General features: G+C 73.6%; 18 protein-coding genes. All 18 read left to right on the top strand.

All coding sequences use genetic code 11. The features are described from left to right. Window positions 1–135: 135 nt before the first annotated feature. The 18 genes from IO30_RS0107185 to hypE all read left to right on the top strand — a co-directional run bounded on the left by IO30_RS0107185 (window position 136) and on the right by hypE (window position 23719). On the top strand, window positions 136–3762 hold the full coding sequence (locus tag IO30_RS0107185; RefSeq protein WP_031140427.1) for a WD40 repeat domain-containing serine/threonine protein kinase: 3627 nt from the start codon (window positions 136–138) through the stop codon (window positions 3760–3762). Window positions 3763–3913: 151 nt separating this feature from the next. Then, complete coding sequence (locus IO30_RS40190; RefSeq protein ID WP_078904592.1) at window positions 3914–7120, top strand: TIM-barrel domain-containing protein; 3207 nt, start codon at window positions 3914–3916, stop codon at window positions 7118–7120. Window positions 7121–7315: 195 nt separating this feature from the next. Beyond that, window positions 7316–8275, top strand: coding sequence for a LysR family transcriptional regulator (locus tag IO30_RS0107195; RefSeq protein WP_051858989.1), 960 nt, complete (start codon window positions 7316–7318; stop codon window positions 8273–8275). 193 nt (window positions 8276–8468) lie between these two features. Further along, window positions 8469–10247, top strand: a complete 1779-nt coding sequence (locus tag IO30_RS0107200; protein ID WP_051901984.1) for a hydrogenase maturation protein — start codon at window positions 8469–8471, stop codon at window positions 10245–10247. A 75-nt stretch (window positions 10248–10322) separates the two neighbouring features. Next, the gene (locus IO30_RS0107205; RefSeq protein ID WP_031140433.1) at window positions 10323–11378 is read left to right on the top strand and encodes an NADH-quinone oxidoreductase subunit B family protein; all 1056 of its coding nucleotides are present in this window, start codon (window positions 10323–10325) and stop codon (window positions 11376–11378) included. 94 nt (window positions 11379–11472) lie between these two features. After that, on the top strand, window positions 11473–13257 hold the full coding sequence (locus IO30_RS0107210; protein ID WP_031140435.1) for a nickel-dependent hydrogenase large subunit: 1785 nt from the start codon (window positions 11473–11475) through the stop codon (window positions 13255–13257). Then, on the top strand, window positions 13254–13778 hold the full coding sequence (locus tag IO30_RS0107215; RefSeq protein ID WP_031140436.1) for a hypothetical protein: 525 nt from the start codon (window positions 13254–13256) through the stop codon (window positions 13776–13778). The genes IO30_RS0107210 and IO30_RS0107215 overlap by 4 nt, the downstream gene beginning before the upstream one ends. Then, the gene (locus IO30_RS0107220; RefSeq protein WP_051858987.1) at window positions 13775–14449 is read left to right on the top strand and encodes a DUF5947 family protein; all 675 of its coding nucleotides are present in this window, start codon (window positions 13775–13777) and stop codon (window positions 14447–14449) included. Before IO30_RS0107215 ends, IO30_RS0107220 begins: the two co-directional genes overlap by 4 nt. Further along, on the top strand, window positions 14446–15270 hold the full coding sequence (locus tag IO30_RS0107225; RefSeq protein WP_234321570.1) for a DUF6084 family protein: 825 nt from the start codon (window positions 14446–14448) through the stop codon (window positions 15268–15270). Before IO30_RS0107220 ends, IO30_RS0107225 begins: the two co-directional genes overlap by 4 nt. Further along, the gene (locus IO30_RS0107230; protein ID WP_031140441.1) at window positions 15267–16706 is read left to right on the top strand and encodes a hypothetical protein; all 1440 of its coding nucleotides are present in this window, start codon (window positions 15267–15269) and stop codon (window positions 16704–16706) included. The genes IO30_RS0107225 and IO30_RS0107230 overlap by 4 nt, the downstream gene beginning before the upstream one ends. Beyond that, entirely contained in the window at window positions 16703–17239 is a 537-nt protein-coding gene (locus tag IO30_RS0107235; protein WP_031152808.1) for a hydrogenase maturation protease, read from the top strand. Before IO30_RS0107230 ends, IO30_RS0107235 begins: the two co-directional genes overlap by 4 nt. Then, on the top strand, window positions 17236–17340 hold the full coding sequence (locus tag IO30_RS48040) for a DUF6893 family small protein (RefSeq protein WP_373316447.1): 105 nt from the start codon (window positions 17236–17238) through the stop codon (window positions 17338–17340). The genes IO30_RS0107235 and IO30_RS48040 overlap by 4 nt, the downstream gene beginning before the upstream one ends. Before the next feature lie 124 nt (window positions 17341–17464). Then, window positions 17465–17860 (top strand): hydrogenase maturation nickel metallochaperone HypA, encoded by a 396-nt coding sequence (gene hypA / locus IO30_RS0107245; RefSeq protein ID WP_031140445.1) that lies wholly within the window; start codon window positions 17465–17467, stop codon window positions 17858–17860. Window positions 17861–17863: 3 nt separating this feature from the next. Beyond that, a complete protein-coding gene (gene hypB, locus IO30_RS0107250; protein WP_031140447.1) occupies window positions 17864–18706 on the top strand; it encodes a hydrogenase nickel incorporation protein HypB in 843 nt (280 codons plus the stop codon). Continuing rightward, window positions 18706–21114: a carbamoyltransferase HypF gene (hypF, locus tag IO30_RS0107255; RefSeq protein WP_037893271.1), complete on the top strand. Its 2409-nt coding sequence runs from the start codon at window positions 18706–18708 to the stop codon at window positions 21112–21114. The genes hypB and hypF overlap by 1 nt, the downstream gene beginning before the upstream one ends. Continuing rightward, complete coding sequence (locus IO30_RS40195; RefSeq protein WP_031140451.1) at window positions 21083–21475, top strand: HypC/HybG/HupF family hydrogenase formation chaperone; 393 nt, start codon at window positions 21083–21085, stop codon at window positions 21473–21475. Before hypF ends, IO30_RS40195 begins: the two co-directional genes overlap by 32 nt. After that, entirely contained in the window at window positions 21472–22665 is a 1194-nt protein-coding gene (gene hypD, locus IO30_RS0107265; protein ID WP_031140453.1) for a hydrogenase formation protein HypD, read from the top strand. Before IO30_RS40195 ends, hypD begins: the two co-directional genes overlap by 4 nt. Then, window positions 22658–23719 (top strand): hydrogenase expression/formation protein HypE, encoded by a 1062-nt coding sequence (gene hypE / locus IO30_RS0107270; protein ID WP_031140454.1) that lies wholly within the window; start codon window positions 22658–22660, stop codon window positions 23717–23719. The genes hypD and hypE overlap by 8 nt, the downstream gene beginning before the upstream one ends. Window positions 23720–23723: the final 4 nt, after the last annotated feature.

The following is a 23723-nucleotide window of genomic DNA, read 5'->3' on the forward strand; positions in this document are numbered from 1 at the left end:
TCCGCGGCCTCGGCGTCAGGGTCCGTAGCCCCTGGTGGTCCGCGATGCGGCGCACCACCAGGGCCCCTTCCGGGCGGTCGGGCCGCTTGGTAGCCTCCGCGCGGCGCATCGGGGGACGCCGAACAAGGGGGAGAAATGGCCGAGTTGCTCACGACCGAGGACCCGGAGCGCATCGCCGGTTACTGGCTGGCCGCCCGCCTGGGCGCGGGCGGCCAGGGCACCGTGTACGAGGCCTATGACGAGGCGGGCCAACGCGTGGCCGTCAAGGTCCTGCGCCCCGAACTCGTCGCCCGCCCCGACATTGCGGGCCGCTTCGCCAAGGAGGTGCTCGCCGCGCAGCGCGTGGAGTCCTTCTGCACCGCCCGGGTGCTCGAAAGCGGCCTCGACGGCGAACGTCCCTACATCGTCAGCGAGTTCGTCCCCGGACGGGACCTGCGCAAGGCCGTCCGCGACACCGGACCGCTCACCGGCGATGCACTGGTGCGCCTGGCCACCGGCGCCGCCACCGCACTGGCCGCCATCCACCGCGCGGGCGTCGTCCACCGCGACCTCAAACCGGACAACATCCTCCTCGGCCCCGACGGTCCCCGCGTCATCGACTTCGGCATCGCCCGCACCGACGACATGTCCCGCACCGCCACCGGCCACCTCATGGGCACGCCCGGCTACATGGCCCCCGAGGTGCTGACCGGACAGCGCGCCGACGCCGCCGCCGACGTCTTCGCCTGGGGCGCCGTGATGCTGTTCGCGGCCACCGGACGCGACCCCTTCCGCGGCGAGAACATCGGCGAGGTCGTCGTCCGGGTCACCGAACACCATCCCGACCTCTCCCCGTTGCCGTCCGCGCTGCGCGAGCTGGTCGGCCGGGCCCTGGCCAAGTCCCCGGCGGACCGCCCCACCGCGACCGCCCTCCTGCTGGGGATGCTCGGCGGCCCGCAGGACGAGCCCGACGCCGATCTGCTCGCCGCGGGGCGCAGGGACGCCGAGCGGCTGCGCGACGCCACCGGCGGTGCGGACGAGCCCGCACCCGGCGAGGCCGCGGAGACGATGTACGCGCGCCTGCCGGAGGCGGTCGGCGAGGCCGTCCGGGAGATCCTGCTCCGGCTCATCGTCCCCGGCAGCGCCCCCGACGGCTCCCAGGACACCCTGCGCACCGCCGCCACGGCGGAATGGCTCGACGGCCGCCCGTACGAGGAACGCGGCGCGCTGCGCGACGCCTTCGACTCGCTCGCCGTCGCCCGCATCCTCGTCCTGGAGGACGGCGCCGCCCGCATGTGCGGCCTCGGCCTGCTCCGCGCCTGGCCCCGGCTGCGCGACTGGGTGGACCAGGACCGCGCCGCCCTGCTCCTGCTGCGCTGGCTCACGGCGGCCGCCGCGCACTGGGACCGGCAGGGGAGGCGGCCCGAGGACCTCCCCGCGGGCAGCGTTGCGGAGGCGGCGCGCGCCTGCGCGGCCGGGGCCCCCGGCCGCCTGCGCGCGAGCCGGCTGGAGAACGAGTTCCTGGAGGCCTGCGGCCGGGCCGCCGCAGAGCGCCGCCGGCGCACCCGGCGGCTGCGCGCGGGCGTGGCTGCCTTGCTGTCCCTCGCGCTGGTGGCGGGCCTGGTCGCCTGGCAGCAGAAGCGCGTCGGGGACGAACGGGCCCGCCAGGCGTCCGCCCGTACGCTGGCCTCCATCGCCGAGAGCCTGCGCACCACGGATCCCGACACCGCCGCCCTGCTGAGCGTCGCGGCCTGGCGGATCGCCCCGGTCGACGACGCACGGGCCGCGCTGTACGGATCCCTGGGCCAGGACGAGCGCGGCGTCGCGAACAATCTGGGCCGGGTGTCGACCGGCTACTACGCCGACCACGCGGACGCCCTGCTCGACGGCCGGACCCTGGCCGTGATCGCCGCCCAGGAGAGCGTGGAGATCTGGGACGTGGTCACCGGCAAGCGCACGGGCAGGGCGGAACTGCCCGAGGGCACACCGGACCTGCCGGCCTATGTGGACCCCTCCGGGGCCGTCGCGGTGCAGCCCATGATCAAGGGCGTCCAGCTGATGGACCTCAAGTCCGGCGCGGCGGGACGGCTGCTCCTGGCCGACCACGCGACACCGAACGTCCTCGCGGTCTCCCGGGAGGCCGCCCTGGTCGCGGTGGCCACGAGCACCCCCACCGAGGTGGTGCTCGTCGACGGCCGCTCCGGGCAGCCGGTGCTGCGCGTGCCGGGGAGCGGGCCCGTCGCCCTGTCGCCCGACGGCGCGACCTACGCGTACTGCACGCCGGGCGGGAGCGTGCAGCTGTACCCCCTGGCCAGCCGGCGGGCCGTGGGGCTGGTCCCGCCGCCCAACTCGGGCGCGGGCACCTGTGACGACGACCAGCGGCTGGAGTTCAGCGCGGACGGAAAACGCCTCGTCCACACGAACAGGGGCGGCATGTCCGTCCTGTGGGACGTGAACACCCGCACCCAGGTGCGTGAGTTCGGCGCGGAGTCGGTGGCGGTCCTCAGCCCCGACGGGACCCTGGCCGTCGAGGTCACCGAGACCCAGCTGAGGGTGTGGGTCGACAAGGCCACCTCGTCCTCGTCCGTCCTGCTCAGCTACCCCCGGATCGAGACGGACGGCAAGGCCATGAACCTGTCCCTCGCCTTCGACCCGGCCGGCAAGCTCCTGCGGTACGTGGCCAGGGACCGGCAGGTGCGTTCGCTGGACCTGACGTACGGACTCCAGGACGCGGTGGCCAAGTCGGAGGTCCCGGACGCCGTCTTCGCACCGGACGCGGAGACGCTCGCGACCGTGGGGACCACGGAGAACGATCCGGAGGACCGTTTCCGCCTGTGGACCACCGACGACGGCGAGGTCCGCAGCCTGCCGCACCACCCGGTCATGCCCGCCATCGCCGAAGCGGTCGACGCCGACGACGACGGTGGGTCCGCCTACTCGCGCGACGGCCGGCTCCTCGCCACCACGTCCTGGCACGAGGACCGCAAGCCGCGGGTGACGGTGTGGGACGTCCGCGAGAACCGCCTGCGCACCGAACTCACCCTGCCCGGTCCCGTCTTCGGCGTGAGCGGCTTCGCGTTCACCCCGGACGGCAGACGCCTGGCCGTCGCGGTCGGCAAGGAGGCCGGCCCGGGCCGCACCGGGCGCGCCGTGCAGCTGTGGGACCTCGCCACCGGGAGCCAGGTGTACGAGATCGGGGACGTCGGCGCCAACAACCTCGCGATCAGCCCGGACGGCTCCCTCCTGGTCACCTCCGCGGGCGAGCGCGTGGACCTCGCCACCCGCGCCGTGGAGCGGGACGTCCTGGGCCCGGGCATCATCCAGGACCTGGAGTTCAGCGACGACGGCTCGGTGCTGGCGGTGAGCCTCCTCCAGGGCACGGTCACCCTCTGGGACGGAGCCGGACGCCGCCGCCTCGGAGGCCTGTCGAGTACGGCCGCCACCCGCGGTGACGATTTCGGCGGGCGGGTGTCGGGGCTGCGCTTCTCCCGCGACGGCAGGACCCTGGCCGCGATCGTGGGCGACAGCCGGGTCCAGCTGTGGGACGTCCCCGCCCGGCGCCGCCTCGGGGACCCGCTGCGCGGATCGGCCGGGCTGCTGCGCGCCCTCGCCTTCGACCCCGCCGGGCGGCTGCACGTGGCCTCCTCCCACCACCCCCACCGGGTCTTCGACCTCGATCCGAAGGCCGTGGCCGGTGCGTTGTGCAAGCGCGTCGGCCGGAACCTCACCCCTGCGCAGTGGGAGGAGAACGTGCCCGACCTGCCCTATCGCTCGGTCTGCTGAGCGGCGGACCGTCCGCATTCACGTGCTCGAAGATGCTTGATGTCGGTCGAGTTCGAGCATCTTCCTTCAAACGGCTCACGCGGAGCGCTATGTTGCCAGGAGCATGCCAATGAGGTGTGTCCGCGATCCGGACCGCACGAGGAGCTGCCCCATGAGACTGCCGCGCATCCGCAGGAGCCGACGCCGCACGGCACGGCGCCGACGTTCCCCGGCCGCCGCCCTGCTCGCCGCCGTCCTCACCGTCGCGGGCCTGGCCGTTGCCGGGCCGGTGGCGTCACCCGCCACCGCGGCCCCCTCCGGAGCCACGTCCACGGCGGGCGACGTGACCGGCTTCACCCGCTCCGGGAACACGTACACCGCCACGACCTCCAGTGGCGCCAAGGCCCGGCTGGTCATCGCCCGCGCGGACATCTTCCGGCTCTGGCTCTCGCCCGACGGGAGCTTCACCGACGACCCGGCCGGCACCGACCTGGCCCCCACCACCGACTTCGGTTCCGTGGCGACCTCCTTCACCGACGCCGGTGCGTACTACCGGGTCACCACCGGGGCGCTCTCCCTGCGCGTCAACAAGTCCCCGCTGCAGTTCTCCGTCTACCGGGCCGACAACACCACCCTCGTCTGGCAGGAGACCCAGCCCACCGCCTTCGCCCCCGGCCGGACCACCCAGTACCTGGCCCGCGGCGCGGACGAGCAGTTCTACGGCACCGGCCTGCGCCTGGGCGAATGGGCGCTGCGCGGCAAGACCGTACCGGTGGCCGTCGACAACAGGTGGCGCGAGAACGACAACGCCAGCCCCGCCCCCTTCTACATGTCGACCAACGGCTACGGCGTCATGCGCAACACCTGGGCCCCGGGCTCGTACGGCTTCAACGCCCCCAGCACCCTGACCCACGACGAGAACCGCTTCGACGCCTGGTACTTCACCGGGGACTCCCTCAAGTCCGTCCTGGACGCCTACACCGACGTGAGCGGAAAACCGTTCATGGCACCGATGTGGGGCTTCGAGCTGGGCAACGCGGACTGCTTCAACGCCTCCAACCCCGACTACCAGGGCGATCACGGGCGCCTGCGCCACCAGACCACCCCGGACGTGGTCGGCTACGCCGCGGACGCCCGCGCCGCCGACATGCCCTCCGGCTGGTTCCTGCCCAACGACGGCTACGGCTGCGGCTACACCGCACCCCTGAAGTCGACGGTGGACGCGCTGAAGGCCAAGGGCTTCCAGACCGGCCTGTGGACCTCCACCGGACTCGGCGGGATCGCCGACGAGGTGGCCACGGCCGGCAGCCGGGGCGTGAAGACCGACGTCGCGTGGATCGGCAGCGGCTACAAGTACGCCTTCGACGGGGTCCAGCAGGCCGTGGACGGCATCGAGAAGAACTCCGACGCCCGCCGCTACGTGTGGACCGTCGACGGCTGGGCCGGCACCCAGCGCAACGCCGTCGTCTGGACCGGTGACACCCACGGCACCTGGGACGACATGCGCTGGCACGTCCCCGCCATCGCCGGAGCGGGACTGTCCGGTCTCAACTACGCCGCCGGTGACATCGACGGCATCTTCGGCGGCAGCCCCAAGACCTACACCCGCGACCTCCAGTGGAAGGCCTTCACCCCGGCCTTCATGACCATGTCCGGCTGGGGCGCGACCGGCCCCTCCGCCGGGTACCACGACAAGCAGCCCTGGCGGTTCGCGGAGCCGTACCTCTCCATCAACCGCAAGTACCTCCAGCTCAAGATGCGGCTGATGCCCTACCTGTACACGATGAGCCGCACCGCCCACGAGAGCGGCGTCCCCAGCACCCGCGCGATGGTCCTGGAGTACCCCGACGACCCTGTGGCCCGGGGCAACGCCACCAGCGGCCAGTTCATGGCCGGCGACTCCCTCCTGGTCGCACCCGTCGTGTCCGACACCACCGTCCGCGACGGCATCTACCTGCCCGCCGGCACCTGGACGGACTACTGGACGGGCCGCACGTACGCGGGTCCGGGCTGGCTGAACGGCTACCAGGCCCCGCTCGACACCCTCCCCCTCTTCGTCAAGGGCGGCGCCGTCGTGCCGATGTGGCCGCAGATGAACCACACGGGCGAGAAGCCCGTCTCCACCCTCACCTACGACATCCACCCCCGCGGCAACTCCTCCTTCAGCCTCTACGAGGACGACGGCCTCACCCGCGCCCACCAGTCCGGGGCCTACGCCCGCCAGCAGGTGGACGTCACCGCCCCCACGACGGGCTCCGGCACCGTCACGGTCGCCGTCTCCGCCCCCACCGGCAGCTACGCGGGCAAACCGGCGTCCCGGGGCTACGAGTTCACCCTGCACGTGGCCTCCGCGCCGACCGCCCTCACGTCGGACGGCTCCGCACTGCCCAGGCTGAGCTCCAAGTCCGCCTACGAGGCGGCGGCATCGGGCTGGTTCTTCGACGCCTCGGACCGCTCCGGCGTCCTGTGGGTCAAGACGGGCACCAAGGCGGGAGCCTTCAGCGTGTCGGCCACCGGCACCACCCTCCCGACGCCCCAGGCGATCCCGTCCTCCGCGCCCATCGACCGCTCGGCCTGGTCCCTGGTTTCCGCCGACAGCCAGGAGACCACCGGCGAGAACGGCGCCGCCCGCAACGCCTTCGACGGGAACCCGGCCACCCTCTGGCACACGGCCTGGTCCCAGGGCGCCCCCGCGCCGCTCCCGCACGAGCTCCAGATCGACCTCGGCTCCCGCCACACCGTGGACGGCCTCGGCTACCTGCCCCGCCAGGACGGCGGGGCCAACGGCCGGATCGGCAGCTACGAGGTGTACGTCTCCGACACCACCGCCGACTGGGGCAGCCCGGTGGCCACCGGCTCCTTCGCCGACACGGCAGCCGTCAAGAACACCGCCCTGTCCGCCAAGGCCGGCCGCTACCTCCGCCTGAAGGCGCTGACCGAAGCGGGCGCGCGGGGGCCGTGGACCAGCGCCGCCGAGATCACGCTCACCGGCCGTCCGGCCCCGCTCCCCGCCTCGGCCACCCTCGTCAACGCCGCCGCCACGCGCTGCCTGGACCTGCCGCACAGCGCCACCGCCCCCGGCACCGAACCCACCCTCTACGCCTGCCACGGAGGCCCCAACCAACGCTGGACCCTGCAGGCCGACGGCCGCCTCACCGGGCTCTCGGGCGTCTGCCTCGACGGCGCGAGGATCGCCCGCGTCACCGTCCAGGCCTGCGACGGGAGCGCCGGGCAGGTCTGGACGGCGGGAGCCCAGAGCAGCCTGCGCAACGGAGGCCAGTGCCTGACCCCCGTGGGCTCCGGCACGGCCGACGGCACCCGGCTCACCCGCGCCGCCTGCACGGACTCGGCCGCCCAGCGCTGGACCTTCACCCCCTGACGGGGCGAGCTCGGCCCACCGCCCGGTGGGTCGGCACCCGTCCCCTCCCTCGCCGGGGGTCCGGACCGTGGCGAGGAAGGGGACGGGTTGCCGCCCGGGCCCTGCACCGATCTTGATCCCGCCCGGGACCCAAGTCAATCCTCCGGATTCCTCCTCGAATCCAAGGGATTGCTTGGGTCCTGTACGTTGACTGCCGTGACCCTCGACGATCTGCGCGTGTTCGTGGCCGTCTGCCGGGCCGGCAGCCTCAGCGCCGTCGCCCGCGACCTCGGTTGCACCCAGTCCGCCGTCAGCCAGCACGTCCGCCGGCTGGAGAAGCAGACCGGCACGAGCCTCCTGGAACGCCACGCCCGCGGCGTCCTGCCCACCGAGGCCGGCCGCATCCTGCAGGCGGCCGCCGCCGACGGCCTCGCCGGTCTCGACGGGGCCCTGCGCCGCCTGGACGCGCTCGTACGGGGCGGCGGCGGTTCGGTACGCATCACCACCGGCGCCACGACCGTCCGGCACTTCATGTCCGAGGCCGTCGTCACCTTCCGCCGCCGCCATCCGGAGGTGAGCCTGGAGTTCCAGACCGAGAACAGCAGCCGCGGCTGCTTCGACGCCCTCGCCGCGGACGACCTGGACCTCGCCTGGATCACCATCGGCGGCCCGGTCCGCGGCATCGAACAGCGTCCCGTCATGGAACTGCCCTGGGTCCTGGCCGTCGCCGCCGGGGACCCCCTCGCCACCCGTGCCCGCATCGGCCTCGGAGACCTCGCGGGGATCCGCCACATCCGGCTGCCGGAGAACTCCGCCTCCCGCGCCCACCTCGACGCCGCCTTCGCCGCTTCCGGCGTCCACGTCCGCTCCGACACCGGCGTGGCCGACTGGGACACCGCCCTCCTGCTCGCCGAACTGGGCCTGGGCCACGCCGTCGTGCCCGCGCTGCCCGGCTGGGAGGTGCCCGGCACCGGCGGCCCGCTGCGGCTCGTCCCGGTCCCCGCCCTGCCGCCGCTGCCCGTCGGCTGGGCCGTCCGCCGCTGGAGCTCCCTGAGCCCGCCCGCCCGGATCTTCGCCGACGAGGTCGCCCGCAGCTGCACGGCACGGGCCGCCGCACGGGCACATCCCCGTCCCCGGCCCGGGCCGTCCCCGGCCGACCGCCCGGGGCGCGGATGAGCTGCGGCCGACTGGCCCCCGGCGGGCCCGCTTTCGAGTGACACCACAGCTCGGCGCCGGGCGTCCCCCGCCCCGGGTGTCCGAGCATCTCAGGCGGCCGGGCATGTTCCGGTCACGATCACCTGCCGGGCCGATCGACCGTCCAGCCGGGGCGCGTCGGCGTCACGGCCCCGGGCCGCCGCTGGGAGACCACGTGCACGTCCTGCTCGTCGCGAGCGCGTTCAACAGCCTCACGCAGCGTGTCCACGCCGAACTGCGCGACCACGGCCACAGCGTGGCCGTCGAACTCGCCCTGTCCGGCACCCACCTGCCCGGGGCCGTACGCCGCCACAGGCCCGACCTGATCATCGCCCCGATGCTGAAGACGGCCGTCCCCGAGGAGGTCTGGTCCGCCCACACCTGCCTGATCGTCCACCCGGGGCCGGTCGGCGACCGCGGCCCCTCCTCCCTCGACTGGGCCGTGCACGACCAGGCCACCCGCTGGGGCGTCACCGTCCTGCAGGCCGAGGCGGAGATGGACGCGGGAGCCGTCTGGGCCTTCGCCGAATGCCCCGTACCGCAGGTGGCCAAGAGCGACCTCTATCGCGGCGAGATCGCCGACGCGGCCCTCCAGGCTGTCCTGCTCGCCGTCCACCGCTTCGCCTCCGGCACCTACACCCCCCGCCCCCAGGCCACCGGCCGGGCCCGCCCGGTCCTGCGCCAGGAACACCGCCGGATCGACTGGCAGCGGGACTCCACCGAACGGGTCCTGCGGCTCCTGCGCGCCGCCGACTCCCAGCCCGGCGTGCGCGACGCACTGCTGGGCGGCGAATGGTATCTGCACGGCGGCCACCGGGCCCTGCCCGAGGAAGGCCTGCACGGCCGGCCCGGAGAGCTCCTCGCCACCCGGGCGGGTGCGGTCTGCCGGGCCACCTGCGACGGCGCCGTCTGGATCCCGGAGCTGCGGGCCCGCCGCACGCCGGGGGAACCCGCCCCGGTGAAACTGCCCGCCACCAGGGCCCTGGCCGGCCTGCTGCCCGCACTGCCGGAACTGCCCGCCCCCGCGCCCGCCGGCCCGCACCGCCGCGGCTGGGCCGACATCGGCTACCACGAAGAGGGCCAGGCCGGCTTCCTGACCTTCTCCTTCCCCGGCGGCGCCATGAGCACCGACCGCTGCCGGCGCCTGCTGGACGCCTACCGCACCGCCTGCACCCGCCCCACCTCGGTCCTCGTCCTCGGCGGCGGCCGCGACTTCTTCTCCAACGGCATCCACCTGGGCGTCATCGAGGCCGCAGCCGACCCGGCCGCCGAGTCCTGGGCCAACATCAACGCCATGGACGACCTCGTCGAAGCCGTCCTGACCACCACGGACCGGATCGTCGTCAGCGCGCTGGGGGGCAACGCCGCCGCGGGCGGCGCCATGCTCGCCCTCGCCGCCGACGAGGTCTGGTGCCGCTCGGGCGTCGTCCTCAACCCGCACTACCGCCTGATGGGCCTCCACGGCTCCGAGTACTGGACGTACACCCTGCCGCGCCGCGTCGGCGCCGGCGTCGCGGAGCGCCTCACCACCGAGGCCCTGCCGCTGAGCGCCGCCGCCGCACACCGGCTCGCGCTGGTCGACCGTACGCTCAGCTGCGCGCCCCAGGACTTCGCCGGACAGACCGCACGGCTCGCCGCCCGCCTGGCCGCCCTGCCGGCCACCGCCTCCCGGATCGCCGGGAAGAAGGACCGGCGCGAGCACGACGAGGCGCAGCGGCCCCTGGCCTCCTACCGCGAGGCCGAGCTCGCCCTGATGCGGCAGACCTTCGACGACGCCGCCGCCCCGTACCACGCCCTGCGCCGCGCCTTCGTGCGCAAGGAACCCGCGACGGCCACCCCGCCCCACCTCGTCCACGCGGTGCCGGGCCGCCACACCGCCCCGCTGCCCTCCCGCAGGGGCGAGGTCACTGGACTGGCCCAACCAGACGCGGCACCGGGGGCCGCCGGCTGTTAGCAAGAAGGGTGAGGTCCGCATCAGCCGCCTCGCCCCGCACCCCTCCCAGATACACCTCCCCGAGGAGGCATCCCCATGGACGCAGCAACCAAGGCCCCGGCAGAGGATCCCCCGATCCACATCCTCTGGATCAATGCGGGGCTGAGCTGCGACGGCGACTCCGTGTCCCTGACGGCGGCCATGCAGCCCAGCATCGAAGAGATCGTGATGGGCGTGCTCCCGGGCCTGCCCAAGATCGCCGTGCACTGGCCGCTGATCGACTTCGAATGCGGTCCGGTCGGTGGCGCGGACACGTTCATCGAGTGGTTCTTCAAGGGGGAACGCGGCGAGATCGACCCCTTCGTGCTGGTGGTCGAGGGCTCGATCCCCAACGAGAGCATCAAACCCGAGGGCTACTGGTGCGGCTTCGGCGACGACCCGGAGACCGGCCAGCCCATCACCACCAGCGAGTGGATCGACCGGCTGGCGCCCAAGGCCCTGGCCGTCGTGGCCATCGGCACCTGCGCCACGTACGGCGGCATCCACGCCATGGAGGGCAACCCGACGGGCGCCATGGGCGTACCCGACTACCTCGGCTGGGACTGGAAGTCCAAGGCCGGCATCCCCATCGTGTGCGTGCCCGGCTGCCCGATCCAGCCGGACAACTTCTCGGAGACCCTGACCTACCTGCTCTACCAGGCGGCCGGCTCCGCCCCGATGATCCCGCTGGACGACAAGCTGCGCCCCACCTGGCTGTTCGGCGCCACCGTCCACGAGGGCTGCGACCGGGCCGGGTACTACGAGCAGGGCCAGTTCGCCCACACCTACGACTCCCCGAAGTGCCTGGTCAAGCTCGGCTGCTGGGGTCCCGTCGTCAAGTGCAACGTGCCCAAGCGCGGCTGGATGAACGGCATCGGAGGCTGCCCCAACGTCGGCGGCATCTGCATCGCCTGCACGATGCCGGGCTTCCCCGACAAGTTCATGCCCTTCATGGACGAACCCCCCGGCGCCAAGGTCTCCAGCAAGGCCAGCGGCGCGTACGGCGCCCTGGTCCGCAGGCTCCGCGCGGTCACGGCCCACACCGTGGACCAGGAGCCGAAGTGGCGGCACACCGGCCGGAAGCTCACCACCGGCTACCGCCCGCCCTGGTGACCGGCAGCCCCCGCACCCGCGCGCACCGTCCCGTCCCGCACCGCCCGTAGGGCACCAACTCCCGCTCAGACAGAGAAGGGTCACGGCAGACACGATGGCACCGAAGACGAAGGCGGCCGGAGACGGCAGCGGCCTGGTGGAGATGGCCTGGGATCCGATCACCCGGATCGTGGGAAGTCTCGGCATCCACACGAAGATCGACTTCAAGCAGAAGCGGGTCGCGGAGTGCTACAGCACCTCGTCCGTCTTCCGCGGCTACAGCGTCTTCATGCGCGGCAAGGACCCCCGCGACGCGCACTTCATCACCAGCCGGATCTGCGGCATCTGCGGTGACAACCACGCCACCTGTTCCGTCTACGCGCAGAACATGGCCTACGGGGTGAAGCCCCCGCACCTCGCCGAGTGGATCATCAACCTGGGCGAGTCCGCGGAGTACATGTTCGACCACAACATCTTCCAGGAGAACCTGGTCGGGGTCGACTACTGCGAGAAGATGGTCCGCGAGACCAACCCCGGAGTCCTGGAGCTCGCTGAGCGCACCCCCGCCCCGCACGCCGGCGAGCACGGCTTCAAGACCATCGCCGACATCATGCGCTCGCTCAACCCCATCGAGGGCGAGTTCTACCGCGAGGCCCTCCAGGTCTCCCGCTACACCCGCGAGATGTTCTGCCTGATGGAGGGCCGCCACGTGCACCCCTCCACGCTCTACCCGGGCGGCGTCGGCACCATCGCCTCCGTCCAGCTCTTCACGGACTACATGAGCCGCCTCATGCGGTACTGCGAGTTCATGAAGCGCGTCGTCCCGCTCCACGACGACCTGTTCGACTTCTTCTACGAGGCCCTGCCGGGCTACGAGGAGGTCGGCCGCCGCCGCGTGCTCCTCGGCTGCTGGGGCGCGCTCAACGACCCCGAGTACTGCGACTTCACCTACGCCAACATGACCGACTGGGGACGGAAGATGTTCGTCACCCCGGGCGTGGTGGTGGACGGGAAGCTGGTCACCAACGACCTGACCGAGATCAACCTCGGCATCCGCATCCTGCTGGGCAGCTCGTACTACGACGACTGGCAGGGGCAGGAGCAGTTCGTCACGCACGACCCGCTCGGCAACCCGGTCGACCCCCGCCACCCGTGGAACCAGCACACCATCCCGGCCCCGCAGAAGCGGAACTTCGACGACAAGTACAGCTGGGTCATGTCGCCCCGCTGGTTCGACGGCAAGGACCACCTCGCGCTCGACACCGGCGGCGGCCCCATCGCCCGCCTGTGGTCGACGGCCCTGTCCGGGCTGGTCCACACCGACTACGTGCAGGCCACCGGTCACAGCGTCGTGATCACCCTGCCGCGCACGATGACCAAGCCCGAGACCCGCTTCGAGTGGAAGATCCCGAAGTGGAGCAACGCGCTGGAACGCAACCGCGCCCGCACCTACTTCCAGGCCTACGCCGCCGCCATCGCCCTGCACTGCGCCGAGAAGGGCCTGGCCGAGGTCCGCGCCGGACGCACCCAGACCTGGGAGAAGTTCGAGGTGCCGGACGAGGGTCTCGGCGTCGGCTTCACCGAGGCCGTGCGCGGTGTCCTCTCGCACCACATGGTGATCCGCGACGGCAAGATCGCCAACTACCACCCGTACCCGCCGACCCCGTGGAACGCCAGCACCCGCGACACCTTCGGCACACCCGGCCCCTACGAGGACGCCGTCCAGAACACCCCGATCTTCGAGGAGAACACCCCGGAGAACTTCAAGGGCATCGACATCATGCGCGCCGTGCGCAGCTTCGACCCCTGTCTGCCCTGCGGCGTCCACATGTACGTCGGCCCCGGCAAGACGGTCAAGCAGATGCACGTACCCACCGGCCTGAGCGGACTGGGCGGATGAGCGCCGCCGCCGACGCCCAGCGGGCGGGACGCCAGGTCGAGGAGATCCTCGACCGGCTCGCCGCCACGGGCGACCGCCCGGCCTGCGAGGCCGCCGAGGAACTGGTCCGCGTGCTCATGGAGTTCTACGGGGCCGGACTGGCCCGCGTCGTGGAGCGGATCGGTGCGGACGCGCTCGCCCCGCTGCTCGACGACGAGCTCGTCGCGAGCCTGCTCGCCCTGCACGACCTGAACCCCGAGGACGTCCGCACGCGCATCGCACGCGCCCTCGACGCCGCCGCCGACCCGCTCGAACTGCTCGGCTTCGACGAGCAGACCGGGATCCTGCGGGTGCGGCCCGGGGCCGCGGCGGGCGGCTGCGGCTGCTCCGCCACGGCCGACGACGCCCAGCAGTCCGTCGAGGACGCGCTGGCCTGCTTCGCCCCCGAGGTCACCCGCGTGGAGCTGGCACCCGCCCCGGCCCCGGAGCCCGCCCTGCTGCAGATCTCCACCCGGCCGCACACCCCGGCGCAGGTGCGGTGAACGCGCACCTGACCCCGGTGCGCACGGGCACCGCGCGCGGGCTGCGCCGTTTCACCGGCCCGCGCGCCGCCCGCCCCGAGACCTGCGAACTGTGCGGGGTGGCGGTCGCCGAGGACGGCCACCGCCACCTCGTGGAACTCGACCGGCGCGCCCTGGTGTGCGCCTGCACCGCCTGCGCGCTGCTCTTCGACCGGCCGGGCACCGCCACCGGGCGCTACCGGGCCGTCCCGTCCCGCTACCTCACCGACCCCCGGCACCCGCTCGACGACGGGGCCTGGGAACTGCTCCAGATCCCGGTCGGCGTCGCGTTCTTCTTCCGCAACGCCGCGCTCGACCGGCTGGTCGCCCTCTACCCGAGCCCCGCCGGGGCCACCGAGAGCGAACTGGACCCGCAGACCTGGCAGGACGTCCTCGGGGCGGTCCCGCTCGCCGCGCTGCTCGAAGCCGACGTGGAGGCGCTCCTGCTGCGCCGCACGGAGGGACGGACCGACTGCTTCGTCGTGCCGATCGACATCTGCTACGAACTGGTGGGCCGGATGCGGCTGCTGTGGCAGGGCTTCGACGGCGGTGCGGAGGCCCGCGCCGCCCTGAACACCTTCTTCGAGCAGGTCGAACGCCGGGCGAAGGTCCCGGCGGGCGCCGAGGCGGGGACGGAGGCGCGGCGGCCATGACCGACACGACCGCCGTGAACGGCAGCACCGCCGCGGCCACCGCGGCCCCCGCGACCTCCTCGGCCTCCGAGCCGGTCGCGGACCCCGCCACGGGGACCGCCGACCTCGCCTTCAGCTGCACCGGGGTGCGCGCCGACGCGTACGCCGCCGGGCCCACCCTCGTCTTCCGGCTGCGCATCACCGCCGCCCCGGGCACCCGGGTGCACGCCCTCGCCCTGCGCTGCCAGATCCGCATCGAACCGGCCAAGCGCGGCTACGGCCCCGCCGAGGCCGAGGGCCTGGCCGATCTGTTCGGCGAACGCTCCCGCTGGGGCACCACCCTCCAGCCCGTGCAGTTCGCCCAGGTTGCGGTCATGGTGCCCAGCTTCACCGGGGAGACCGAGACGGACCTGGTCGTGCCGTGCAGCTACGACATGGACATCGCCGCCTCCCGGTACTTCAGCGCCCTGGACTCAGGTGAGGTACCGCTGCTGATGCTGTTCTCCGGCACCGCCTTCACCGGCGCCGGCGGCTTCCGCGTCGAGCCCGTGCCCTGGGACCGCGAGGCCTCGTACCGGATGCCGGTGCCCGTCTGGCGCGAGATGGTCGAACAGCACTTCCCGGGCTGCGGCTGGCTCCGGCTGCCCCGCGACACCATGGCCGAACTGCTGGCCTTCCGTTCGCGGCACGCCCTCGCCTCCTGGGAGGCCACCGTACGGGCCCTGCTCGACGCGGCGGCCCCGGCGGACCCGGAAGCCCCGCCGGGCACCGCGAAGGCCCCGCTGCCGGGACTGCGCCTCGGCGGCGCCGTCCCCGACGTCACCGGGAGGACGACGACATGACCACCACGACCGCCCGGGCCTCCCGCTTCGCCACCGCCCGGCAGGTGGCCGACGCCGTCCTCTTCGAGGGCTACGTGCTCTACCCCTACCGCGCCTCGGCGGCCAAGAACCGGCTGCGCTGGCAGTTCGGGGTGCTCGTACCGCCCGCGTGGGGCCCCGCACACGAGGAACACGCCCTCCAGCAGACCGAGATCCTGATGGAACCCAAGGGCGAAGCCACGCTGGCGGTGGAGCTGCGCTTCCTCCACGCCCTGCGCCGCACGGTCCAGCGGGCCGAGGACGACGGCGGCTTCACGGACGTCGACGAACTGCACCTGGCCGACCGGGTGCTCGTCCCCTGGGACGAAGGCACCGAGGAACGGGTCGAACTGGCCGTCCCCGTGGCCGATCTGGCGGGAGACGGCGTCACCCTGCCCTTCCGCCTCCCCGCCCGGGAAGAGGCCGAACCCGTCCTGGACGCCGACGGCCGCACCGTGGGACGGCTGCTGCGCCGCGGCGCCGAGGCCGAGGGCCGCGTCCTGCTGCGCGCCACCGAACTCGACGGCGCCTACCGGGTGTCCAAGCTCACCGCCGTCGTGGAGAACACCAGCCCCTGGACACCGGACGGGCAGCAGAGCACCGACCGGGACGCCGCCCTGCCGCGCTCCCTGGTCTCCGCCCACCTCCTGCTCGGGCTCAGCGCCGGCTCCTTCCTCTCCATGACCGATCCGCCGGAGTGGGCCAAGGGAGCGGTCGCCGACTGCGTCAACCTGCGGACCTGGCCCGTCCTCGCCGGTGAGGGCGGACGCGCCGACGTCGTGCTGTCCTCGCCGATCATCCTGGAGGACCATCCGGCCATCGCCCCCGAGAGCGCCGGGGCGATGTACGACGCCACCGAGATCGACGAGATCCTCGCCCTGCGCACGGCGGCCCTGACCGACCAGGAGAAGCGCGAGGCCCGCGGTACGGACGCCCGCGCGGCCGCCGTCATCGACCTGGCCGACTCCATGCCGCCCGAGGTCCTGGAGCGGCTGCACGGAGCGGTCCGGGCCCTGCGCGAGATCACCGGCCCGGAGGAGCCCCCCGAGTTCCGCGAGGTGCCCGCGACACCGGCCGGACCCCCCGACGAGGACGCGGTGTTCCGGCCCGGCACCCCGTGGTGGGACCCGGCCCGGGACGACACCGCCGACCCGCTCCGCGACCGCATCACGGTCGACGGGGTCCAGGTCGGCGTCGGCAGCCGCGTCCTGCTGCGCCCCGGTCTGCGGCGCACCGACGCCCAGGACCTGTTCCTGCGGGGCAGCTCGGCCCTGGTCGAGGCCGTCCTGCACGACGTGGACGGGGGAGTGCACCTCGCCGTCACCGTGGAGGCGGACCCCGGCGCGGACATCCGCCGGGAACAGGGCCGCTTCCTCTACTTCCAGCCCGACGAGGTCACCCCCCTGGAGGACGCGTGAGCGGCAGGACGCTGGTCGCCGGGATCGGCAACGTCTTCCTCGGCGACGACGGCTTCGGCGTCGAGACCGTGCGGGCCCTGTCCGGGCACGAACTGCCCGACGACGTCGAGGTGGTGGACTTCGGGGTGCGCGGCGTCCACCTCGCCTACCAGCTGCTCGACGGCTACGACACCCTCGTCCTCGTGGACGCCGCGGCCCGCGGCGGCGCCCCCGGCACGCTCTACCTGATCGAGGCCGGGGAAGCCGGCGCGGCCGGGCCCGGGGGCGCCGTGCTCGACGGACACCACATGTCGCCCGACGCCGTCCTCGCCCTGCTGGGCACCCTGTGCGCCGGAACGGGCTCCACACCGCCCCGGCGCACCCTGGTCGTCGGGTGCGAACCCGCCTGCGTCGAGGAGGGCATCGGGCTGAGCGCGCCGGTGGCCGCCGCGGTGCCGGAAGCCGTACGCGCGGTCCTGGACCTGCTCCGGGACGCGGCCGAGACCGGGCCCGAGGAAGACCGGCCCCGTCGTGAACTGAGGAGAACCCCATGAAGAAGGCCCTCATCGGCGGCGCGGCCGCCGTCGCCCTCGCCGCCGTGCTCAAGCAGGTCCTCCCCGACCTCAGGCGGTACCTCCGCATGCGCCGCATGTGAGGCCCCGCCCACCCGGGTGACGCCCCGGCGCCCGAATGGCGTACGGGGCGCGGCGCGGGTCGGCGTGCCCGAGCGCCACGTCCCCGTCCTGCCGGTGTAATGAGCCCCGGCAGGACGGAGTCCGATGCACGAGATGTCGATCGCCATGGCCGTCGTGGGCCAGGTGGAAGAAGCCGCGCGGTCCGGCGGCGCCAGCACGGTGAGCGCGGTCCGGCTCCAGGTCGGGGAACTGGCGGGCGTAGTGCCCGACTCCCTGGCCTTCTGCTTCGAACTGGCCTGCGCGGGCACGGTCCTCGAAGGTGCCGCACTGACCATCGAGACCGTGCCGGGCCGCGCCCGCTGCGCCTCGTGCACGCGGGAGTGGGCGGTGGGCATGCCACCCGAACTGTGCTGCCCCGGCTGCGGACGGGCCACCGACGTCTCCCTGCTGTCGGGCCGTGAGCTGCAGATCCTCAGCGTGCAGTGGGAGGACGGCCCCGTCCCCGCGCACCCCCGCGAACCGATCCCCGAGGAGGCCTGAACCATGTGCCGAGTGGTCGATCTGCAGCAGGCGGTGCTCGCCAAGAACGACGAGGCGGCGCAGAACCTGCGCGCCGGGCTCACCGCCCGCGGAACCGTGACCGTCAACCTGCTCTCCAGCCCGGGCAGCGGGAAGACGGCCCTGCTGGAACAGGAATTGCTCCTCGCCCGTGAGCGGGGGATCGAGGTCGCGGCGCTGACCGCCGACCTCGCCACCGAGAACGACGCGGTGCGGCTGGCCCGTTCCGGCGCCCCCGTCAAGCAGGTGCTGACCGACGGGCTCTGCCACCTCGAAGCGGCGATGCTCAGCCGCCACCTGGACGGATGGCTGCCCGAGGACACCCGGCTGCTGTTCGTGGAGAACGTCGGCAATCTGGTCTGCCCGGCCTCCTACGACCTCGGGGAGTCCCTGCGCGTGGTCCTCGCGTCGGTGACCGAGGGCGAGGACAAGCCGCTGAAGTACCCGACCGCCTTCGGGCTGGCCCAGCTGGTGGTGGTCACCAAGACGGACATCGCGCACGCCGTCGGCTTCGACGAGGCCGCCTTCCGCGCGAACGTCCAGCGGGTCAATCCCGGGGTGGAGGTGGTGCTGACCTCGGCCCGCTCGGGCGAAGGCGCCGGCGTACTGCTGGACCGGGCACTGGCCGTCGAGGCGGGCGCGAAGACGCACGCGCCGGTCATGGCCCAGCAGCAGGGCCACGGGCACGGACACCACCACGGCGACCACGCCCACGAGCACGAGCACGAGCACGAGCACGAGCACGAGCACGAGCACGGACCGGGCCACCGTCACGATCACGACGGCCTTCCCGCGCACACGCACCCCGCCGTGGCGCAGACCCGCTGATGGAAGCGGTGCAGCGCCGCCGGGTCACCGTCCGGGGCGTGGTGCAGGGCGTCGGGTTCCGGCCCTACGTCTACACCCGCGCCATCGGGCTCGGCCTCGCCGGGCACGTGACGAACACCCCGGAGGGCGTCGTCGCCGAGGTCGAGGGGGCCCTCGCGGCCGTCTCGGAATTCTGCGACCGGCTCGCGGCGGACGCGCCCCCGCTGGCGGTGGTGGACACCGTCGACCACTGCGAGGTGCCCCTCGCGGGAGGCTCCGGCTTCACCATCGTCGCCTCCCGCACCGGTGGGCTCGCCCGCACCCTGGTCTCCCCGGACGTGGCCACCTGCGCCGACTGCCTCGCCGAGCTGACCGACCCGGCCGACCGCCGCCACCGGCACCCGTTCATCACCTGCACGCACTGCGGGCCGCGGTTCACCATCGTCACCGGCCTGCCGTACGACCGCGCCCACACCACCATGGCCCGCTTCCCGATGTGCGCGGACTGCGCCCGCGAGTACGCCGACCCGGCCGACCGCCGCTTCCACGCCCAGCCCGTCGCCTGCCCGGACTGCGGACCCCGGCTGCGCCTGCTCACCGGCCACCCGCCGCGCGAGGCCGCACCCGGCACCGACCCGGTCGCCGAAGCCCGCCGGCTGCTCGCCGCCGGGGCGGTCCTGGCCGTCAAGGGGCTCGGGGGCTACCACCTCGCCTGCGACGCGGGCCGCCCGGACGCCGTGGCGGAGCTGCGCCGCCGCAAGGGCCGCGGGGACAAGCCGTTCGCCCTGATGGCCCGTGAACCCGCCGACATCGAGCACCTGGTGCACCTCGGGCCCGAGGAACGCGGCCTGCTCACCGGCGCCGTCCGGCCCATCGTGCTGCTGCGCCGCCGCGCCGGGGCCGCGGGCGCGGGCGTGGGCGTGGCCGAGGCGATCGCCCCGCGCTGCCCCGACCTCGGCGTGATGCTCCCGTACACCCCCGTCCACCACCTGCTGCTGGGGCTGCCAGGGGACCCGCCCGGTCCCCGGCTGCTCGTGATGACCAGCGGCAACCTCGCGGGGGAGCCCATCGTCACCGACGACGGCGAGGCCCTGGACCGGCTCGCGGGCCTCGCCGACGCCTGGCTCACCCACGACCGCCCGATCCACGTGCCCTGTGACGACTCCGTCGTACGGGTGTGCGACGGCGAACCGCTGACCGTACGGCGCTCGCGCGGCTACGCCCCGCTGCCGGTCGCCCTTCCGCTGCCGGTCCCCGCGAGCCTGGCCGCCGGGGGAGACCTGAAGAACACCTTCTGCCTCGGCGAGGGACGGCGGGCCTGGCTGTCCGCGCACATCGGCGACATGGACGACCTGGCCACGCAGTACGCCTTCGAACGCGCCGAACAGCAGCTGGAGTCCATCACCGGAGTCACACCCGCCCTGCTGGCCGCCGACCGGCACCCCGGATACCGTTCCGGCGCCTGGGCCCGGCGCAGCGCGGGAGCCCGGCCGCTGGTGCGCGTCCAGCACCACCACGCGCACATCGCCTCGGCGATGGCCGAACACGGCCTGGACGGCAGCCGGCCGGTGATCGGCGTCGCCTTCGACGGCACCGGCTACGGCGACGACGGCGCGGTGTGGGGCGGGGAGTTCCTCCTCGCGGACTACACCGGATACACCCGCTTCGCCCACCTCGCGTACGTCCCCCTGCCGGGCGGCGACGCCGCCGTGCACCGGCCCTACCGCATGGCGCTGTCCCACCTGCGCGCCGCGGGCATCGACTGGCTGCCGGGCCTGCCCCCTGCGGACGCCTGCCCGCCCGACGAACTGCGGGTGCTGGCGCGCCAGCTGGACCGCGACCTGAACTGCGTCCCCACCTCCAGCATGGGCCGGCTCTTCGACGCGGTCTCCTCGCTGGCCGGCATCTGCCACCACGCGGGCTACGAGGCCCAGGCGGCGATCGAGCTGGAGGGTGCCGCCGTCGCCGCGCCGGAGACGGGTCCCGGCTACGCCTTCGCCCTGCGCGTGCCGGCACCCTCATCCTCCGGCGGGGGCGCGGTATCGGCCCCGGTCACCGCGGACCCCGCGCCCGTACTGGCCGCCGTGGTGGCCGACGTACGCGCGGGCGTGGATCCCGTACGGATCGCCGCCCGCTTCCACGCCTCCGTCGCCGCGCTCGTCGTCGAGCTCTGCGTGCTCGCGCGCGAGCGGCACGGCCCGGACACCGTCGCCCTCACCGGCGGGGTGTTCGCCAACGCCCTGCTCTCCTCCGCGTGCGCCCGCATCCTGCGCGGGCAGGGCTTCACCGTCCTGCGCCACCGCAACGTCCCGCCCAACGACGGCGGGCTGTCGCTCGGCCAGCTCATGGTGGCGGCGGCCCGAGCCACCGGACACCACCCACAGCAAGGAGAAGCCCATGTGCCTGGCGGTACCCGGCAGAGTGCTTGACATCGGGGAGAGGGACGGCACCCGCATGGCTACCGTCGACTTCGGCGGCGTGCAGAAGGAGGTGTGCCTGGAGTACCTCCCGGACCTCCAGGTCGGCGAGTACGCCATCGTCCACGTGGGATTCGCCCTCCAGCGCCTCGACGAGGAGTCGGCCCGGCAGACCCTCGAACTGTTCGCCCAACTCGGCATGCTCCAGGAGGAGTTCGGCGACCCCTGGGAGCAGGCCGCCGCGGCCGGCGGCGCCCCCTGGCCCTTCGCGGACGACCCGGCCGACCCGGCCGACCCGGCCGGCCAGGCCGAGGCCGCGCCGTCGACGGAAGCACAGCAGGCGCAGGCACGGCAGGAGGAAGTGCAGCAGTGAAGTACATCGACGAATTCCAGGACCCCGCCCTCGCCCGCCGGCTGCTCGACGACATCCACGCCACCGTGACCCGCCCCTGGGCCCTGATGGAGGTCTGCGGCGGCCAGACCCACACCATCATCCGGCACGGGATCGACCAACTCCTGCCGGAACAGGTGGAGTTGATCCACGGTCCGGGCTGTCCGGTGTGCGTCACCCCGCTGGAGGTCATCGACAAGGCACTGGAGATCGCCTCCCGCCCCGACGTGATCTTCTGTTCCTTCGGGGACATGCTGCGCGTCCCCGGCACCGGCCGCGACCTCTTCCAGGTGCGCAGCGAGGGCGGCGACGTCCGCGTCGTCTACTCCCCGCTCGACGCCCTGAAGATCGCCCAGCAGAACCCGCAGCGCCAGGTGGTCTTCTTCGGCATCGGCTTCGAGACCACCGCGCCGCCCAACGCCATGACGGTGTACCAGGCTAAGAAGCTGGGCATCGCCAACTTCAGCCTGCTGGTGTCCCACGTACGGGTGCCCCCGGCGATCGAGGCGATCATGCAGTCGCCGAGCTGCCGGGTCCAGGGCTTCCTCGCCGCCGGGCACGTGTGCAGCGTCATGGGCATGGGGGAGTACCCGGAGCTGGCGGCGCGCCACCGGGTGCCGATCGTCGTGACGGGATTCGAGCCGCTGGACATCCTGGAGGGTGTACGGCGGGCCGTGCACCAGCTGGAACGCGGCGAGCACACCGTCGACAACGCCTACGCGCGCGCCGTCCGCCCGGAGGGCAACCCGGCGGCCCTCGCCATGCTGGAGGACGTCTTCGAGGTCACCGACCGGGCCTGGCGCGGCATCGGCGTCATCCCCGACAGCGGGTGGCGGCTGTCCCCCCGCTACCGGGAGTTCGACGCCGAGCACCGCTTCTCGGTGACCGGCATCAAGACGCTGGAGCCGGCCGAGTGCCGCAGCGGCGAGGTGCTCCAGGGGCTCCTCAAGCCGAACGAGTGCGAGGCCTTCGGCACGCTGTGCACCCCGCGCAACCCGCTGGGCGCCACCATGGTCTCCAGCGAGGGGGCCTGCGCCGCGTACTACCTCTACCGGCGCCTGGAGCTGGAGCCCGCCCGGACGGCGCCGGCCGCACAGAGCGCCCCCGCACAGACCGACCCGGCCGCACAGACCGCCCCGACCGCGCCGCTGGAGGCGAGCCCCGTTGCCTGACACCGCACTGGACATCACGGGCTGGACCTGTCCGGCCCCGCTGCGCGACCGGCCCCGGGTGGTCATGGGCCACGGCGGCGGGGGCGCCCTCTCCGCCGAACTCGTCGAGCACCTCTTCGCGCCCGCCTTCGGCGGTGACGTGCTGGCCCAGCTCGGGGACTCCGCCGCCGTCACCCTGGGCGGGGTACGGCTGGCCTTCTCCACCGACTCGTACGTGGTGCGGCCGCTGTTCTTCCCCGGCGGCAGCATCGGCGACCTGGCGGTCAACGGCACCGTCAACGACCTGGCCATGAGCGGGGCCCGGGCCGCCTACCTGTCCTGCGGGTTCATCCTGGAGGAAGGCGTCGAGGTCGCCGTCGTGGCCAAGGTGGCCGAGGCCCTCGGCGCGGCCGCGCGGGCTGCGGGCGTGGAAGTGGCGACCGGCGACACCAAGGTCGTCGAAGCCGGCCACGGCGACGGCATCTACATCAACACCGCGGGCATCGGGATCATCCCGGAGGGCGTGGACCTGCGCCCGCAGCGCGTCGTACCCGGTGACGTCGTGATCGTCAGCGGCGAGATCGGGCTCCACGGCGTGGCGATCATGAGCGTGCGCGAGGGCCTGGAGTTCGGCGTGGACATCGAGAGCGACTGCGCGGCCCTCGGCGGGCTGGTGCAGAGCATGCTCGCCGTCACCCCGGACCTGCACGTGCTGCGCGACCCCACGCGGGGCGGACTGGCCGCCTCCCTGAACGAGATCGCCGCCGCCTCCGGCACCGGCGTCGTCATCCACGAGGGCCGCGTACCGGTGCCGGAGGCCGTCGCGAACGCCTGCGCGATCCTCGGCCTGGACCCGCTGTACGTGGCCAACGAGGGCAAGCTGGTGGCCTTCGTGCCCCGGCAGCACGCAGAAGCCGTGCTCGACGCGATGCGCGCCCATCCGCTGGGCCGCGGCGCGACGGTGATCGGCGAGGCGGTCGAGGCCCACCCGGGCATGGTCGTGGCGCGCACCGGCCTCGGCGGGACCCGTGTGGTGGACCTGCCGATCGGGGAGCAGCTGCCGCGCATCTGCTGAGGGA

This window comes from Streptomyces xanthophaeus (assembly GCF_000725805.1).
Taxonomy (GTDB): Bacteria; Actinomycetota; Actinomycetes; order Streptomycetales; family Streptomycetaceae; genus Streptomyces; species Streptomyces xanthophaeus.